The organism is Leifsonia shinshuensis, assembly GCF_022606355.1.
Lineage (GTDB): Bacteria > Actinomycetota > Actinomycetes > Actinomycetales > Microbacteriaceae > Leifsonia > Leifsonia shinshuensis_B.
Map to the genome: position 1 here is coordinate 1 of NZ_JAHHZQ010000005.1, position 17,551 is coordinate 17,551.

The window sequence follows — 17,551 nt, forward strand, 5'->3', positions numbered from 1 at the left end:
TACCTGGCGTGACAAGTCAATCCGGCATGAGGTCAATCCCTCCGGTGCCTGAAGTCGGGGGAGCCGGATCAGATTTCACGCCGCCAGGGATTGGGGGGCCTCCGTCATCACCAGAATGTTCCCCAGGGGAGGGCGACGACAACGCCCCGAATTCAAAGTCGCTGCGTCGTGAATTTGAGGACTCCGTGCGTCCGAAGTATTGGATAGACGAAGCGGCGAGGAATCCAGGGTCCTACAGCGCGCAGAATCTCGCTCGAATGCAGCTGGGCCGTCCACCATTCGGCGTTGATGGCTTTCCCATGGAGTTGCACCACATCGTTCCTCTGAGCCAGGGAGGAAGCAATGATCTGAGTAATCTAGCCCCGATGACCCGAACCGATCATCGTCTCGGTGAGAACTATCGACTGAATCATCCTCGACAGGATGGCTGCTGAAGGGAACAACTGTGTCCTTTGAAGAGCTCGAGAGCAAACTGCTAAGGGAACCGACGCTTGAACGCGGGACCGGCGCAACCATGGAGCAAGTTCTGCGGGCAGAAGACCAGCTCGGTCAGTTTCCGCCGGATTTCAGACGGTATCTCATGACATTCGGGTGGGTAACGGTCAGGCATTACGAGCTATTCGGAATCGGAGACACAGTACCTGCATATCTGAATCTAGAAGCAGTCACGTTGGAGGAACGACAAGACTTCGGGCTGCCACAGCAATTTGTGGCGGTTATGAACAACGGGGGCGGCGATCTCTATTGCTTCGATACTCACCATTCCGTCGCGGGGGCATCTCCGATCTTTCTCTGGGACCACGAGACCCGGGAAGCGGCTTCTTCTGGTGAAGTGGCCCCGAGCTTTACTGCATGGTTGCAGGGCAAGCTTCAAGCAGGCGCAGCAATCTAAATCGCCCTGACCTGCTCGCATTCGGGGGCGGGCGGGCCTAAGGCGCCTGTCCAAGCGGCTTAGGGCTGCATTGTCGCGGTGAGGATTCGGTAGATGTGTCTGGCTATATAGCGTTTGACGCTGCATTTGATTTCTCGGGCGACCGCAATAAGGCGGCGATAAGTCGTGGGTCGCCGTGCTCCGTGTCCGCGACATTTCGATGAAGCGGCGTCGGCTGGAGAATGATCCGAGCCCTTATCAGATTAAGGATCCATACTCCAATATGAGCCATTTTTGGGAGGCCAATCAATGAACACGGGCGATGAGTTCGGAAGGAAACCAATTCACTACGCCGCTCTAGAGGATGACGCTGTGTCGATTTCGCGACTACTTGGCGAAGGTGAATCACCCGACTCGAGAGACAATAAGGGGTTCACGCCGTTGCATTTCGCGGCACGCGAGTTTGCGCTCAGAGCTGCCGAGGTCCTTTTGTCCGCAGGCGCCGCAGTGGATGCGGAAGACGTTTTTGGGAACACTCCTTTGGGCGAAGCTACGTTCAACTCCAAGGGCCGAGGGGAAATGATTGGACTGCTTAGAGCGCACGGGGCTGACCCCCTACACGCCAATAAGAGCGGCCAGACGTGCTTAGGTCTCTCCCGACTAATCGCGAACTATCCTGTCGCGCGGTTTTTCGCAGATGTCCAGGGATGATGCGAATTTGACTACATTTTGACTACAACCGTATGGGTTCCAATGAGATTTCCTGAGACCACAAGAGCTCTGTTTCGTTGACATTCCGCGGAAGTTGGCCTGGATGCCAAGGGAGTTAAGGGGCCGAACTAGAGTTCAAATCCCACCGGTACCGCCACGCAGACGCCCCGGAATCCCTTGAAAACACAGGGATCTGGGGCGTTCTGCATGTCTGTATCTCTCAGGAGCTGACTCGGTGGGCGCGGAGCAGTCCCAGAGGTGTCAGGACCAAGCACGTCGCCGTCTCGGCTTCTGCGGCGTCTCGTGGTGGGTCGCTGTCTCTGCTGCGGTGTCGCCGGGGCGGTTTCCCGGCTTGGTCGAACACCTGCATGGGCCCGCAACGATGCCTTGCATCGCCGCGTCTTCGATCGCCCTACGGGGTCTCGCCGTTCAACCGTCCGATCACCCCTTCGATGGCGAGCGTGACGGCCTCGGGCATATCAACGGCCGTTGGGTCCAGCAGCCACTGGACCTGTAGGCCGTCCATCGTTGCGATGATGGTGGACGCCGCGAGATCGATGCGGGCCTCAGTCGCTTCGGGGGCGACATCGCGAAGGGCGCCCTTGAGCATGTCGCGGAGTCCCACGAATCGCTCACGGAAATAGTCGTGGGCGGGGTGGCCGTCCGTGACTGAGTCAGCTGACAGGACCGTGTACAACTGCACGACGCCCGGGCGCTGAGTATTCAGGCGAACCGTATGCACGAGATGCTCGAACAGGGCGGGTCCGTCGGGGATGTGCTTCCCTTCCAACTCGGCGACGTCTGAATCGTCGCGGTACTCGAGCATCGCGATGAGCAGCTGATCCTTCGATCCGAAGTGATGCATGACGCCGGTGTGGCTCAGTCCCGCCGCCTCACCGATCTCGACAAGTGATCCGTTGTTGTAGCCGCGCGTCGCGAAAATCGACATCGCCGCTTCCAGAATCCGTTGCCGCTTCTCCGCGGTTGCGGCCCTCGGGTTGGCAACACGCGCCCCAGCCGGAATCGGGTTCTGATCTCGTGTGCGTGGCATGTGCCCCTCCTCGAAACAACTCTGCACCCGATTTTACTTGATGACCTGTCAGCAAGCATTACAAAGAGATCGCTCGAAATACTTGCGAACAGGTCAGCAAGTATTGCTATTGTCTGTCACACGGTCACGAACGACCAGACGCCAGGCGGGTATGCGCCGCAAGAGGAGCCAACGATGTCCACACCGACCACGCTCGGGGAGCCGGCGAACGCTGACGCGATCGAGGCGGTCAGCCTGCCGGAGCGCATCGCCCTTCTCACGGGTGCCACGTCGTGGACACTGCACCCGGTGCCCGCGTACGGGATGCGTGCGATCGTGCTGTCCGACGGGCCGATCGGGGTTCGCGGTGTCGACGAGGATGAACGGCCCTCGGCGCAGCTCCCCTCACCGTCCGCACTCGCCGCGACCTTCGACCGCGACCTGCTCGCCCGGCTGGGCGGCCTGCTGGCGCGGGAAGCACACCGCAAGGGCGTCGATGTGGTGCTCGCGCCGGTCGTCAACCTCCAGCGCACACCCTACGGCGGACGCCACTTCGAAGCATTCTCGGAGGACCCGTACCTGACGGGGGAGCTCGCCAGCCAGCTGATCCGAGCCACGCAGGCCGCCGGAGTCGCGATGTGCGTCAAGCACTTCCTCGGCAACGAGTCCGAGACCGAGCGCACCACGTACATCGCGCGGATCCCCGAGCGTGCCCTCCGCGAGGTCTACCTGGCGCCGTTCGAGAAGACCGTCCGAGACGCCCGGGTCTGGTCCGTCATGGCCGCCTACAACGGCGTGGACGACGGCACCCAGGTCGCCCCCGCGACCGAGCATGGCTCATTGCTCAACGGCGTGCTGAAGGCCGAATGGGGATTCGACGGGGTCGTCGTCAGCGACTGGCTGGCCACGAAGACCACCGTAGAGGCCGCTCTCGGCGGACTCGACCTGATCATGCCCGGACCGGACGGACCGTGGGGCGCGCGCCTGGAGCGAGCAGTGCGCGACGGCCTCGTCGCCGAGGAGGTCATCGACGACAAGGTCGAGCGGATCGTCCGGCTGGGACGACGTGTCGGCGCCGTCGGCCCGCGGCCGGCGCGGGAAATGTCGCCCGACCTCCCCGCCGCGCCTTCGACGCGTGGGCTGCTGCGGGAGGCCGTCGCCCGGTCGAGCGTGGTCCTCGCCAACAACGGACTGCTCCCACTCCGGGAATCAGGAATCGCCTCCCTCGCGCTCATCGGCCCCAACGCGGTCGAACCGTTCATCCAGGGCGGCGGGAGCGCATCGGTGACCGCGCCCTTCCTCTCCGAGCCCGTTCACGCGCTCCAGGAGGCGCTGCCGAACACCGCGATCACCGTGCAGCGAGGTGCATCCGGCCGTAGGTTCGCACCGCAGATCGCCTCCGGCGCGGTGACGACCCCGGCCGGCGACGATGGCTACCGGATCACCTACTACGACGAAGCCGGAGCCACCGTGGGCGGTCCGGTCACCGTCCCGGCCGACGAGACCTGGAACCGCGACGTGCCGGCAGGAGCACGGGAGGCGAGGCTCGAAGCGATCGTCCACCTCGCCGGGCCGGGCACGCATCGCGTCGAAGTCGGGGTGTCCGGCTGGCACGTGATCACCTTCGACGGGACTCTCGTCGCCGAATCCGCCGAGCACGCCGACCACGACGTCATCCTCGACTCGTCCGCCAACCACCCGGCGGGTCCTGCACGCGAATACGTGATCGGAGAGCCCGCGACGGTCTCCATCGAATCGCGCCAGCAGGTGGTCGACGCCGGCGCCTACGGACGGTTCGTCCGGTTCGCGCTGCGGCACGAGCTGCGCGAACTGAGCGCCGACGACGAGCTCCTCGCCGCGGTCGAGGCTGCACGCGCCGCCGACGTCGCCGTCGTGATCGTCGGAACGAACGAGGAGACCGAGTCGGAGGGGTGGGACCGGGTCGACCTGCAGCTCCCCGGCCGCCAGAACGAGCTGGTCGAGCGGGTGCTCGATGCGAACCCGCGCACGGTCGTGGTGGTCAATGCCGGCGCACCGGTGATCCTTCCGTGGCTGGAGCGGGCCCCCGCGGTGCTGTGGTGGTGGCTGCCGGGCCAGGAGGCCGGGCGCGGTCTCGCGGATGCCTTGCTCGGCGTCACCGAGCCCAGCGGTCGGCTGCCGTGGACGCTGCCCTCGACCGAGGACGACGTCCCCGTCCGGGACACGGTTCCGCGCGACGGAGTCATCGACTACGCGGAGGGCATCCACGTCGGTTATCGCCAGTGGGACAGACTCGGCCGCTCTCCCTCGCGCGAGTTCGGCTTCGGGCTCGGGTTCGGTTCCTGGCTGTACGAGACGCTCACGATCGTCGGCCAGCCCGACGACCTCGCGGCCGATGTCACCCTGACCAACATGAGCGCGCACGATTCGCGCGAGACCGTGCAGATCTACCTCGAATCACCGAACTCGACGATCGACCGTCCCGTGCGCTGGCTGGCCGGCTTCGCAGGCGTGGACGTCCCCGCCGGCGAGACGGCGTCGGTGCGGATCCGGATCGAGCGACGAGCACTTGAGACCTGGAACAGCGACAGGCGCGACTGGGAGATCCTCGACGGCCGATACCTCTTCCACGCCGCCCGATCGAGCCGCGATGTGCGGCTCACGGCGGCAACGACAGTCCACGAACAGACCCTGACCGTCGACTGAGACCCAATCACATCCCAACCCCCACCAATGCAAGGAGGCATTCCTCATGAACAAGGCAACCCGACGGCTCGCAGCGTTCGCTGCCGCGCCGCTGGTGATCGCAGCTTTCGCCGGCTGCTCATCGTCTGGCGGTGACAGCAACGAGAAGGTGACCATCACCTTCCAGGAGCAGTTCAGCGACGCGGAGACGGCACAGTTCACCAAGCAGCTGAAGGACTTCGAGAAGGCCCACTCGAACATCACGGTCAAGCTGATCCGCGACAACGACTCGAGCTACTACGACAAGCTCACCACCCAGATCGCCGGCGGGAAGGGACCGGACATCGCGCGGGTCGAGCCGCCGCGCGCCTCCCAGTTCATCGCCTCGGGCTGGGCGCTCCCTCTCGGCGACTCGGCGGGGAAGAAGAGCGATTACTTCCCCGCCAGCCTCGATTCCGTCACCAAGGACGGGAAGCTCTACGGCGTCCCTGTCGACGTGTCTGCGCTGGCGCTGTTCTACCGCAGCGACCTGTTCAAGGCCGCAGGCATCGAGCAGCCGCCGGCGACGTGGGACGAGTTCACGGCCGACGCCGCCAAGCTCACCGCCGGCGACGTCCACGGCGTCGGACTGTTCGGCGGCTGGGGCGGATTCGAGTTCTACCCGTGGCTCTGGCAGGCCGGAGCCGACGTCCTGAACAAGGACCAGACCAAGGCGGTGTTCAACTCGGCAGACGGCGTCCGTGCCCTCCAGCTGTGGGTCGACCTCCAGAAGACCGCGATGCCCGCCGGGATGGCGACGGCGACGGAGGACGACCTGAAAGGCCCGTTCGTCTCCGGGAAGCTGGCGATGATGACCTCCGGCCCGTGGATGATCCCCTCGCTCAAGACCGCCGGCATCGACGGCAAGTGGGCGGTCGCACCGCTGCCGAAGGACAAAGAGGCGGCGACCGTGCTGGGCGGGCTCGACCTCCTGGTGCTCAAGAACACCAAGCACGCCGACGCCGCGAAGACGTTCGTGAGCTGGCTGATGCAGGACTCTGTGCAGAAGGAGTGGGCCAGCTCGCTCGGCTACCTCCCCGTCAAGACGGCCCTGTACACCGATCCCGTGTTCAAGGACGACCCATCGATCAGCGCGTTCTCCAAGGTGCTCGAGCAGGCGCGCTCCCGCCCGACCGTCGCGCAGGCCGGCGACATCGACACCGCCCTCGGCAACGCCGTCCAGGCAGCGCTCTCCGGGACCAAGTCCGCGAAGGACGCGCTCGACGAGGCCGCCGACGCCTCCAACAAGGCGCTCAGCAAGTGACGCAGGTCGCCACAACCCTCGCGGGCCGGACGGCAACGTCCGGCCCGCGGGGTCGCCTGCGCTGGCGGAGCCGGCTGACCCCATACCTGTTCCTCGCACCGGCCCTGATCGCGGTAGGGGTGTTCGTCGTCTACCCGATCGCGAACGTCGCCGTGCAGAGCTTCTTCGACGTCAACCCCACCAAGCACGAGGGCTGGGAGTTCGTCGGAGTGCAGAACTACATCGAAGCGTTCTCCGACTCCGCCGTCTGGGGCGTCTTCCTCAACAGCATCATCTGGACCATCGGGTCCGTCGCCCTCCAGCTCATCGTCGCGATGGCGGGCGCCCTGCTCCTCCAGCAGCTCGTCGGCGGCGCGAGGATCCTGCGCGCAGTCTTCGTGCTGCCGTGGGCGACACCGGTGGTCGTCGGCGCACTCGCCTGGAAGCTGCTCTACCAACCGGACTACGGCATGATCAATCAACTCCTGAGCGTCGTCGGCCTCCCGGAGCTGCAGCACGCGTGGCTCGCGGATCCGCACACCGCCCTGGCCGCGGTGGTCGCCGCGAACGTCTGGCGCGGGTTCCCGTTCATCATGGTTCTGCTCATCGCGGGCATGGCGTCGATCCCCGGCGAACTGTACGAAGCCGCCGGAGTCGACGGCGCCACCTGGAGCCGGTCGTTCCGCAGCATCACCCTCCCGTTGCTCAAGCCGATGCTGCTGACCAGCACCCTGATGGCGCTGATCTGGACGTTCAACAACTTCAGTCTCATCTACGTGATGACCGGAGGAGGGCCGGCGGGGGCGACGGACATCCTCACCACGTTCGTCTACAAGAGCGCCTTCAGCAGTTTCGACTTCGGCTACGCGTCGGCGCTCTCGATGATCCTCTTCGCCATCGTCGGCATCGGATCGGCCCTGTACATCCGTGCGTTCGGAAAGGACGCCCTCTCGTGACCGCGACCGCGCAACTCCCCAGCCGCACCCTGCCTGCGAAGCCCGCTCGGGCCGGACGACGTCGTCGTCGCCCGCGCCCTGCACGGATCCTCCTCTGGATCGCGGCCATCCTCGTCGCCCTGTTCGCGCTGCTGCCGATGCTGGGCATCGTCTCCGACGCGTTCAAGACCAAGCAGGAGCTGTACCAGACCCCGCCGAGCCTGTTCCCGTCGCACCCGACGTTCGACAACTTCGCGTACGTCGTCGGCCGGGGGAACTTCCTGGCCTGGCTCGGCAACTCCGTTCTCGTGAGCGTCTGCACCGTCGCGATCGGCCTCCTGATCGGTGTGATGGCGGGATACGCGCTCTCCCGGTTCGAGTTCCGGGGCAAGATCGCGGTCGTCATCGGACTGCTGGCGACGCAGATGTTCCCGTCCGTGCTCGTCATCATCCCGCTGTTCAACATCGTGTCAGGGCTCAACCTCATCGACACCCCGTGGGCGCTGGTCCTCGCACAGGTCAGCTCGTCGGCGCCGCTCGGTGCCTGGCTCATGAAGACGGCGTTCGACCAGGTGCCCAAGGAGATCGACGAAGCGGCGCGGATCGACGGCTGCGGTCAGTTCGCCGCCATGTGGTACGCGGCCCTGCCGGCGGCGCGACCCGGCGTGGTGGCTGCCGGGATCTTCATCTTCATCGGCTCCTGGGAGGAGTTCACGTTCGCGCTGACCTTCACGAACAGCGACGAGAACCGCACCCTCCCGGTGGGGCTGTCCCAGCTCTCCAGCGCCTACGAGGTCTCGTGGAACCAGCTCGCCGCCATGTCCATCCTGGTCGCGATCCCGAGCATCATCCTGTTCAGCGTCATCCAGAAATGGCTCGTCGCCGGCAACGCGGCGGGCGGAGTCAAGGGATGAGCGCGCGCCCGGTCGCCGTGGAGGACGGCCGCATCCGGATCGGCGACCAGCTGGTGCCGCTGATCGCGGGAGAGATCCAGTTCTGGCGCATGGACCCGGCGCAGTGGGAGCCGGCGGTGCGCGCAGCTCGGGATGCGGGCGTCGGCATCGTCAGCACCTACCTGTCGTGGCGACGGCACGAGCCGACGCGCGGGCGACGCGACTTCAGCGGGGCGACCGACCCGCGATTGGATGTGCGGCGCTTCCTCGAGATCTGCCGTGATCTCGACGTCGTCGTCCAGCTGAAGCCCGGCCCCTGGATCTGCGCGGAGGAACCGGGCGGCGGCTACCCGGACTGGCTGCTCGCGGACGAGGGCCTGCTCGCCCGCGACGATCAGGGCGAGGTCGTCATCGGCTACAACCCTCCTTTCCTGCACCCGGTGCCCAGCTACCCGAGCCCGGCATACCTCGCTCACGTCGACGAGTGGTTCGGCGCCGTCTGGGAGGCCATCGGCGACTTCGCCTACCCGGACGGCCCGGTCATCGCGCTGCAACTCGACAACGAGCCCAGCAGTTGCTTCCAGGACGCGATGTACTCGACGGACTACAGCGCAAGCTCGATCGCGGGCTTCCGCCGGTGGCTCCGGGAGAGCTACGACGACGACCAGGACGCGCTTCGATCCTTCTGGGCGGACGGGACGGCGACCTTCGCCGCGGCCGAGCCCCCGCGGCGTCCCGAGACAGCGGCGGTCGAATCGCGGCGCCGGCTGCACGACTGGATCGAATACAAGACCGCGGCCACGGGCGAGTACCTCGCGGCGCTGAAGCGGATGCATGTGGCGCGCGGCGGCGAGGCGCTCCTCTACACGGTCAACCTCGTCACCCATCCCATCCACGATGTCCCGGTCGCCCACCGCGCGATCCGCACCATCGCGGAGGCGATCACCGGTGAGGACCACTACTACCTCCCTCCGGTCGACGTCGACGACATCCATCGACTCGCCCGGTCGGCCGCGACCGCCCGTGCCGCGGGGGAGCCGCTGCCGTGGATCCCAGAACTGCAGGCGGGGATCTGGCGGTCTCCGGGCGAGGTGGTGGACTATCCGCAGCCGACCCCACTCGAGCAGGAGGTGTGGTGGGGTGCGGCATTCGCGCTCGGCTTCGCCGGAGCCAACCTCTACATGCTCGTCAACCGGGAGAACTGGGAGCACGCACCTCTGACGGGTGCAGGCGAGGAGTCGGCCTTCTTCCGGCCGGTGGAACGCCTCATGGAGGCGGAGGAGGGGCGCCCAGGCCTGCTGGCGGCGCCGCTGAAAGCGCCCGTCGTCGTCGCCTGGCACCGTGCGGACGCGTACGACGCGTACGCGGTGGCCGGCACTGCCCGCGTCCCTGAAGTCCCCTGGAACCGACCGGCAGCGGCCTCCGCCTACCGTGCCTGGGACGAGACGCTGCTCTGGCTGACAGAGCGGGGGATCGCCTACGACCTGTGGGAGACCACGACGGAGCTCGCACTGGATCCGAACGTGCCACTCCTCATCCCGGACCGTTCGGGGATCGAGGCTGAACTGGTGGCGGCAGTGCGCGCCACCGGCCGACAGATCATCACGGCCGGCCCGGAGACCGGGTGGGAGCACGCGGAACTGCTCGCCGCAGCTCAGCCCGCGGTCCACGGACCTCAGGGCAGGATCCCGAACACCCTCGTCACCACGCGCGACGCAGACGACGAGCAGCTGATCCACATCGTTCACTGGGGCTCCGGCGACCAGAACGCCCGCCTCGAACTGCCCGCGACCTGCTCAGGACGGCTCCGCTCTCTCCGGGACGGGTCGTCCCTGATGATCAACGACCACGTCACGGCGATCGACCTCACCGCAGGGCACCACGTCTTCGCCCTCCACCCGGCGGATGCCCCAGCCCCCACCCCACCGACACCTCACCAGAGCTGAAAGGACGACACACGAACCACCGCGTGACGGCGACCTGACCGGGCCCGTCGCTACCCACGCTCTCGGTCGCATCCACGGCGTTCAACGCCGAACCATGCAACATGAAGGAGTTTGAGGTGAAATCACCACACGGTCGTGTGTCACGTTCCGTCGGCGTCCTCGGCGCCGCGGTCCTTGTGGCCACGAGCATCACCCTGACGGCACAGCCCGCCAGCGCAGTCACCACTGTTCACAACTGGCAGACCTCGCAAGGGGGTGACCGGCTGACGGCGAAGACCGATCTGACATTCGCCACCGACAGCAGCACCCCCGACATCCTGGTCGACCCAACCCAGCAGTACCAGGCGATCGACGGATTCGGCGGAGCATTCAACGAGTCCGGTTGGACCGTGCTCAACCGCAGCAACGTGACGGCGGCGCAGCGGAACAGCGTGCTCGACCAGCTGTTCAGCCCCACCAACGGCGCCGGGTTCAGCTTGACCCGGACGGCGATGGGGTCGAACGACTTCTCACCGACGCATTACAGCTACGACGACCTGAGCAGCGGAACCGACTTCTCTCAGGCCAGCTTCTCGGTCGCCCATGACGAGAGCACTCTCATCCCCTACATCCAGGCGGCACAGTCCCACGGGTCGTTCCGGATCATGGCCTCCCCGTGGACGGCTCCCGGCTGGATGAAGGACAACGGCTCCCTGATCGGGGGCGGCAGCCTCATCACCCCGTCGGTGGATCCGCGCTACTACCAGGCGTACGCGACCTACTTCGCCAAGTACGTCCAGGCGTACGCCGCGCACGGCATCACCATCAACGACGTCAGCATCCAGAACGAACCGCTGAACCCGGCGAAGTTCGAATCGACGGTGTACACAGCGGCGCAGATGGCGGACTTCATCGCCAACTACCTCGGCCCGACGTTCACCAGCAGCAACATCGGCGCCCGCATCCGCGGCTACGAGCACAACCGGGACACCTGGACCTACCCGGTGGACATGCTCAACAACGCAGGCACGCTTCCCTACGTGTCGGGGATCGACTTCCATCCGTACGAGTGCGACTTCGGGCAGTCATACTGCGACACCGCGAACCTCGGACTGTTCAATCAGGCGAAGCCCGGGTACTCCACGTGGATGTCCGAGCACACCGACCTCGGCATCCCGAACGCGTCCGACTACCCGGGCGATGAGCGTTGGGGCGGCGAGATCGTCGACGAGATGCTGGCCGGCGAAGGCGGGTACATCTACTGGAACATGGTCTTGGATCAGACCGGCGGCCCCTTCTCCAGCCTGAGCGACGCGCAGGAGCCACTCGTCATCGTCGACACCAGCGGAGCGTCCGCGAGCGTCAGCTACATGCCGAAGTTCTACGAACTCGCGCAGTTCTCGAAGTTCGTACGCCCCGGCGCGTACCGCATCGGTGCGAGCGGCGGTGCGAACAGCGACGGCCTGAAGTCGGTTGCGTTCAAGAACCCGGACGGCTCGGAAGCCCTCGTCGTCGTCAACACGACGAACTCGGCGAAGACCGTCAAGGTCGGCGAGGCAGGCAGCACCTTCAGCCGCTCCGTTGCCGCGCACTCCACCAACACTTTCACGTGGACCGCGCCGGTGAACACTTACCACGTCATCGCTGGCAGCACAGGCACGTGGGGCGCCGTCAACGGTGACCACTACACAGCGGATGCCGGATTCACCGGCGGTGGCACCGCTGTCAACGCGAACGCGATCGACGGTTCCGCTGACGACCCGCTGTACCAGTCGGAGCGGAACGGGACCAGCTTCAGCTACGCGTTCCCGGTTCCGGCGGGGCGTTACCGTGTCGGTCTGAAACTGTCGGAGAACTACTTCACCTCGACAGGTCAGCGTGTCTTCAACGTCAGCGCTGAAGGTGCGACGCAGCTGTCGAACTTCGACATCTACGCGGCCGCCGGAGCGCGCTACAAGGCAATCGATCGAACCTTCGATGTCAACGTCACCGATGGCACCCTGAACCTCGGATTCGCCTCCACCGTCAACCTGGCCAAGGTCGATGCCATCTCTGTCACGCCGATCCCGTCCACGGGGCAACAGTTCACGTCCGCCGTGAACGCGAGCGTGCCGTCCGGCTTCAGCACAGGCACCGGAAGCATCCCAGGCTTTGTCTTCGCCCAGGATTACAACACCGGTGGCGAGGGCGTCGGCTATCACTTCTCCGGGACGGGTGGTACGGACACGACGTACCGCAGCGATGCGACCCACCTGCAGGCGTGCACGGGGGACACCTACTGTGGCGACAACGTCGGATGGCTGGCGGACGGCGACTGGCTGAATTACACCAGCACGGTCAATGTCAGCGGCGACTACGACATCCACGTTGCGGTCGCCAGCAATGCTGCCGGCGGCACGTTCAGCATCAACATGGACGGGCAGCCGTGGATCGCCAGCCAGTCCGTCCCCAATACGGGCGGCTACCAGAGCTGGCAGTCCGTCAATATCAACGGCGTCAACCTCCCGCTTGGAAAGCACACCTTCACATTCAAGGTCGGCACGGGCGGATTCAACGTCCATTCGATCGAGTTCTCGAAGATCTTCCAGCTGAACACCTCGGGATCGAACCCGATCGAGGCGGAGTGGTACGCCACCGGCGGTGAAGGGTTCGGTAGCCACGACGCGACGGCCGGCAACTCGTTCACCAACCCGTACCGCGGCTACCTCCGCGGGGGCGACACCGACTTGGAGATCTCCAGCACGGGGAACTTCGACGTCGGCAACACCGAGAACGGGGAGTGGCTCAAGTACGTGGTGTACAACCCGACAGCCAAGACGTACAACCTTGCGCTGAAGGCGGCCACGACCTTCACCACCGGCCAGGTGCGTTACGATCTCGACTCGATCGGAAACACCGTGGGAGCAACCACCTCGATCCCGGCGACGAGCGGCTGGCAGTCGTTCGGAACGGTGAACACCAGTGTGACGATCCCGGCCGGGTATCACGCGTTGTACGTGTACATCGTCAACGGCGGATTCAACATCGACTCGTTCACTCTGAGCTGAGTCAGAAGGGCGTGGGGCTGGAGTGTACCTCCAGCCCCACGTCGGCCAGGTCTCGGGCTGACCCCTCCATCGAGCGAAGCGCCGTCTGATGAGGTCGAACGCCCGGGACGGAGCGAGGCTCCATCGACAGTACGGGGTCGCCAGTCACTCCCGCCTGAACCTCTCGCTCACGTACCGCACCGCGTCCTCCCTGCCGCCTCCCTCGTGTCCGTTGTGGGAGTGCACCCAGATCTGCTTGTCCTGGGCGGCGTACTCGTTGAAGGCGGCGAACACGGTGGAGGGCGGGCAGACGGTGTCCATCAGCGACGTGGTGAACACGGCGGGCGCTGTCGCGCGGCGGGCGAAGCAGACGCCATCGACATACGACAGTGTGGTGAGCACCTCGGACTCGCGCGCGCGATGGACGGCGAGGTAGCGGCTGATCTCCTTGTACGGGTCCGCATCGGTCACGGTGATCGCCCGCGGGAAGTCGCACAGGAACGGGACGCACGCGAACAGCGCGGACACCCGCTCGTTCAGGGCCGTCGCAGCCAGCGCGAGGCCACCGCCCTGGCTCACACCGTGCGCAATGATGCGCTCCGGGTCTACTGCGTCGAGCTCGGCGGCAGCGTCGATCGCGCGCACCGCGTCCGTGATCAACCGGCGGTAGTAATAGCCGTACGGGTCTTCGATGCCGGCGGTCATCATCCCCGGCGTGTGCGGGCCGGTCCCGTCCGGATCCGGGGTGTCGCCCGGTGACCAGGTGGCGCCCTGTCCGCGGGTGTCCATCTGCAGGTGCGCGAAACCGGCCGTCGACCAGAACAGCGCATCCTCCGGGATGCCGCGACCGCCGCCGTAGCCGACGAACTCGACCACCGTCGGCAGCGGCGACGTGATGCCGGCGGGCACACGCAGCCAGGCCTTGACCGGCTGCCCGGCGAATCCGTTGAACGTGATGTCGTGGATTTCGACAGCGGCGAGCGGCGTACGGACCCGCTCCGACCTGACGTCTACCGTGTGGCGGCGGGCCTCCTCCAGCGTCGCCGACCAGAAAGCGTCGAAGTCGTCCGGCTCACGCACGGACCCGTGATAGTGGGCGAGGTCGGCAGGGCTCAGATCGAACTGCACGACGCGTCCTCCGATTCGTGGTCGTGCGTGGGCTCACGGTCGTGCTCCTGGCCCGCGGGCGGCTGCGCCAGGAAGGCATCGGTATCGTTGCCGCGCTCGCGCCAGCCGGCGCTGCGGTCTCTCACCGTGCCGTCCGGCTCTAGATCGGCCGCGACCACCGGCTGTCCCGTGATGTCCCACACCCGGTTGCCGTGGGCGACGATCGGGGCATCCAGGACGCACGACTCCGCTCGGCCGGTATACACCGGTCGGCCGCTGGTGAGGAAGGTGTTCCCGACCACTGCGATGTCCGCCGATCGGTCGGGGCGGGAGACGCTGAGCAGCCCGAGGGCGCCGAACGCGAACGTGTTGTCTCGAATCTCCAGATGCGCCCCGTAGTGGATGTTGAGTGCGTGCTCTTCGAGGTCGTGGCAGGTATTGCCGGCGATCAGGATGTGCGACGAGCCCTCGTCGAGGTAGATGCCCCAGGCCCCGTAGTGTGCCGTCCGGACCCGCGAGATGCGGTTGCCGACGATCCGGGAGCCGGGCTGGCTGCCGAGGGTGTAGATGCCGCCCAGATCGCTGAGGACCCCGGAGCCGACGTCGTCGATGGTGTTCCTCACGACCGTGTTGTCGCGACTCGGGTTGGCGTCGAAGCCCCAGCTCCAGCCGAGAGAGATGCCGGAGTAGTTCGTGCCTGTGATCGTGTTGCCCTCGACCACGGCTTCGGCGGCGTCCTGGAGGAAGATCGCCGGCGCGTGCGGGAACCGCCGGCCCGGCTTGCGGATCACGTTGTCGCGGACGGAGAGTCGGAGTACGGCCTGCCGACTCACGTCCGCGCCGTGCGCGTGCGTCGAGAGCCGGGTCACGAAGGCGCCGGCCCCCGGGCTCAGGACGGTACAGCGTTCGATGGAAACATCGGACGCGCCGCCGGTCGCGCCGACCGCCCAGCCTCCGACACCGTCGAAGACGCAGTCCTGGATGCGCGCATCCCGGGCGACACCGAGCTCGATCGTCGCCGGCACCTCCGGAGCGCCCTGCGGGCTCGTGGCGTATCCGTCACGAGTGAGCCGCGCGTCCTCCGAGACGTGGAACGGCGGGGTGGCCGTCAGTTCCCTCGGCGCGGCGAATCCGCCGAAGCGGACGCCCTGAACGGTGAAGCCGGTCACTGGCTCGTCGTCCGACAGGCGGAACGCGCTCGCCAGCCGGGGGAGGCGCAGCGAGACGGCGCCGAGGCGCTCGCCGTCCTTCGGGCGGTAGAGGAGGGTCCGCCGGCCGGGCTCCGGCCCGCTCGACCACCGCACCCAGGGGCTGGTGCCGGTTTCGTCAACGTAGAACTGCCCGGGGTTCCGGAAAGCGTCGCGCACGTTCTCAAGAGCGAACCGGGCGAACGTGTCCGGCTTCTCATCGCGCAGCGCGAAGATGCTCGGCGGTTCGAAACCGATCGTGGCGGTGGCCGGATCCACCTCGGTGACCCTGGCGCGCTCCTGCACCCAGAAATGCGGGACGATCACGTCCACCTCGTGCGGCACGGGCAGGGCGGGGATGCTGCCCGGCGTGTAGGCGAAGTGCCCGTCCCCGGCGAAGAGCGCGTCGAAGCCGCGCGCGAAGTCGACCGACTCGGCGTGCGCGACACGGTGGTATCCGGCTTCCGGGCTGCGCGCGATCACGGCGGCCGTGCCGTCGACCTCCAGCTCGCGGCGCACGTCCGCCGGAAGGGTCGCGACCCAGACACGGCCGTGCTCGTCCCTGGTCTCGACGATCGCCTCCGGGGACCACGACGATCGGATCTCTGCGGCGGCGGGATTCCGAGCCGCGACGGTCAGGCCGGCGTCGCGCGCGTCGAGGGCGATGGTCCGGCTGAGGACGTGGATGCCGTCCTCCAGGAGGAGCCGGACCGGACCCGGCAGCGTCCTCGCCCGTGCGACCGCGGTGGCGAGGTCCGGCTCGCGCAGCTCTTCCGGCTCCCGAGTTGCGGACGGTCCGACCGCGATCGTGACGGGGTCCACGATGATCACCGCTCGACCGTCCGGTCGAGGTTGTTCGACGTCGACCCGCGCACGATCAGCTCAGGCGAAGGCGAGGTGACCTCGATGGTCGGCGGCAGGTCCTCGCCGCGGATCAGACGCAGCACGTTGCGCACCGCCTCCATCCCCATCGCGACGTGCGGCATGCGCACGGTGGTGAGCGGTGGGCTGATGATCTCGGCGACCTCGGCGTCGTCCAGCCCGACGACGGAGAGGTCCGCCGGCACCTCGAGGCCGGCCTGCCTGGCCGCGTTGATCAGCCCGAACGACGCCGACAGCGCGGCGGCGAACACGGCGGTCGGGCGCTCCGACCGGGGGAGCGCGACCATGGCGGCGGCTGCCTGCTGCGCGGCGTCGATGTCCAGCTCGACCGATGCCTGCCACACCACCTGCGCCCCGTACAGCCGCGCCTCGCTCAAGAAGGCGTCGAGCCGCCTCGTCGCCGTGTCGATGCTGGTGGGGCCGGTGAGCACACCGAGCCGAGTGTGCCCGAGGCTGATCAAATGGCGCGCCGCCATCCTGGCCCCTTCCGCGTCGGGACCGACCACTGCGGGCAGCCCCGGGAAGCCCTGTCGGTTGAGCAGGATCGTCGGCGCCACCGAGGCGGGAAGCGCTTCGTCGTGGCCATCGGCCTGCGACGAAGCCCAGATGATCCCATCGACGTACTCGCTCAGCCGCTCCAACTCCCGCGTCCCCTCGCCCGCCGTGCCCTCGGAGAAGACCACGACGTGGTCCTCGGCGGCGGCGGCGAGCTGGACGCCCTTCATCATGCCGCTGTAGGCGGGGTTGTAGAGGCTCGGGACGATCACCGCGAGCATGGAGGTCGTGCCCTTGCGCAGCGACCTGGCCGCGGCATGCGGACGCCAGCCCAGCTCCTTGGCCGCCTCGAATATCCGCTCGCGAGTGCCCTCGGTCACGCGGTTCATCTCGCCGCCGAGCACTCGCGAGGCGATCGAGGGGTCGACGCCTGCGAGCGCGCCCACGTCGCGGAGCGTCACGCGCCTGGCTCCGGCACCCGGCTTCGTCATTCGTCATCTCCCTCGTTGACGTCAAGTATCGGCACCGCCCGTGCAGGCACCA

At 66.7% G+C, this 17,551-nt stretch carries 13 protein-coding genes; 9 read left to right on the top strand and 4 right to left on the bottom strand.

Translation table 11 applies throughout. The annotated features are described in order from the left end of the window. The first annotated feature begins 26 nt into the window (after positions 1-26). The 3 genes from KNO15_RS23520 to KNO15_RS18720 all read left to right on the top strand — a co-directional run bounded on the left by KNO15_RS23520 (position 27) and on the right by KNO15_RS18720 (position 1,582). A complete protein-coding gene (locus tag KNO15_RS23520; protein WP_374113192.1) occupies positions 27-434 on the top strand; it encodes an HNH endonuclease signature motif containing protein in 408 nt (135 codons plus the stop codon). A gap of 11 nt (positions 435-445) precedes the next feature. Further along, entirely contained in the window at positions 446-892 is a 447-nt protein-coding gene (locus KNO15_RS18715) for an SMI1/KNR4 family protein (protein ID WP_241705328.1), read from the top strand. A 288-nt stretch (positions 893-1,180) separates the two neighbouring features. After that, on the top strand, positions 1,181-1,582 hold the full coding sequence (locus KNO15_RS18720) for an ankyrin repeat domain-containing protein (protein ID WP_241705329.1): 402 nt from the start codon (positions 1,181-1,183) through the stop codon (positions 1,580-1,582). 412 nt (positions 1,583-1,994) lie between these two features. Here the strand turns inward: KNO15_RS18720 and KNO15_RS18725 are convergent, their stop codons facing one another. Continuing rightward, a complete protein-coding gene (locus KNO15_RS18725) occupies positions 1,995-2,633 on the bottom strand; it encodes a TetR/AcrR family transcriptional regulator (RefSeq protein WP_241705330.1) in 639 nt (212 codons plus the stop codon). Positions 2,634-2,807: 174 nt separating this feature from the next. Between KNO15_RS18725 and KNO15_RS18730 the strand changes: the two genes are divergently transcribed. The 6 genes from KNO15_RS18730 (at position 2,808) to KNO15_RS18755 (ending at position 13,358) form a co-directional block, all read left to right on the top strand. Next, positions 2,808-5,297 carry a beta-glucosidase family protein gene (locus tag KNO15_RS18730; RefSeq protein WP_241705331.1) on the top strand — a complete coding sequence of 830 codons (2,490 nt, stop codon included), beginning with the start codon at positions 2,808-2,810 and terminating at the stop codon, positions 5,295-5,297. 46 nt (positions 5,298-5,343) lie between these two features. Further along, positions 5,344-6,579: an ABC transporter substrate-binding protein gene (locus tag KNO15_RS18735; RefSeq protein ID WP_241705332.1), complete on the top strand. Its 1,236-nt coding sequence runs from the start codon at positions 5,344-5,346 to the stop codon at positions 6,577-6,579. Next, a complete protein-coding gene (locus tag KNO15_RS18740; protein ID WP_241705333.1) occupies positions 6,576-7,514 on the top strand; it encodes a carbohydrate ABC transporter permease in 939 nt (312 codons plus the stop codon). Before KNO15_RS18735 ends, KNO15_RS18740 begins: the two co-directional genes overlap by 4 nt. Continuing rightward, positions 7,511-8,407: a carbohydrate ABC transporter permease gene (locus KNO15_RS22955; RefSeq protein ID WP_241705334.1), complete on the top strand. Its 897-nt coding sequence runs from the start codon at positions 7,511-7,513 to the stop codon at positions 8,405-8,407. Before KNO15_RS18740 ends, KNO15_RS22955 begins: the two co-directional genes overlap by 4 nt. Next, complete coding sequence (locus KNO15_RS18750) at positions 8,404-10,332, top strand: beta-galactosidase (protein WP_241705335.1); 1,929 nt, start codon at positions 8,404-8,406, stop codon at positions 10,330-10,332. Before KNO15_RS22955 ends, KNO15_RS18750 begins: the two co-directional genes overlap by 4 nt. A gap of 116 nt (positions 10,333-10,448) precedes the next feature. Further along, positions 10,449-13,358 carry a carbohydrate-binding protein gene (locus KNO15_RS18755; RefSeq protein ID WP_241705336.1) on the top strand — a complete coding sequence of 970 codons (2,910 nt, stop codon included), beginning with the start codon at positions 10,449-10,451 and terminating at the stop codon, positions 13,356-13,358. A 144-nt stretch (positions 13,359-13,502) separates the two neighbouring features. Here KNO15_RS18755 and KNO15_RS18760 read toward each other — a convergent pair whose 3' ends face one another. From KNO15_RS18760 to KNO15_RS18770, 3 genes are read right to left on the bottom strand one after another with little or no spacing between them, the layout of a single operon-like run. After that, complete coding sequence (locus KNO15_RS18760; protein WP_241705337.1) at positions 13,503-14,465, bottom strand: acetylxylan esterase; 963 nt, start codon at positions 14,463-14,465, stop codon at positions 13,503-13,505. Continuing rightward, complete coding sequence (locus tag KNO15_RS23400; RefSeq protein WP_241705338.1) at positions 14,450-16,462, bottom strand: right-handed parallel beta-helix repeat-containing protein; 2,013 nt, start codon at positions 16,460-16,462, stop codon at positions 14,450-14,452. The genes KNO15_RS18760 and KNO15_RS23400 overlap by 16 nt, the downstream gene beginning before the upstream one ends. Further along, a complete protein-coding gene (locus KNO15_RS18770; protein WP_241705339.1) occupies positions 16,459-17,499 on the bottom strand; it encodes a LacI family DNA-binding transcriptional regulator in 1,041 nt (346 codons plus the stop codon). The genes KNO15_RS23400 and KNO15_RS18770 overlap by 4 nt, the downstream gene beginning before the upstream one ends. Positions 17,500-17,551: the final 52 nt, after the last annotated feature.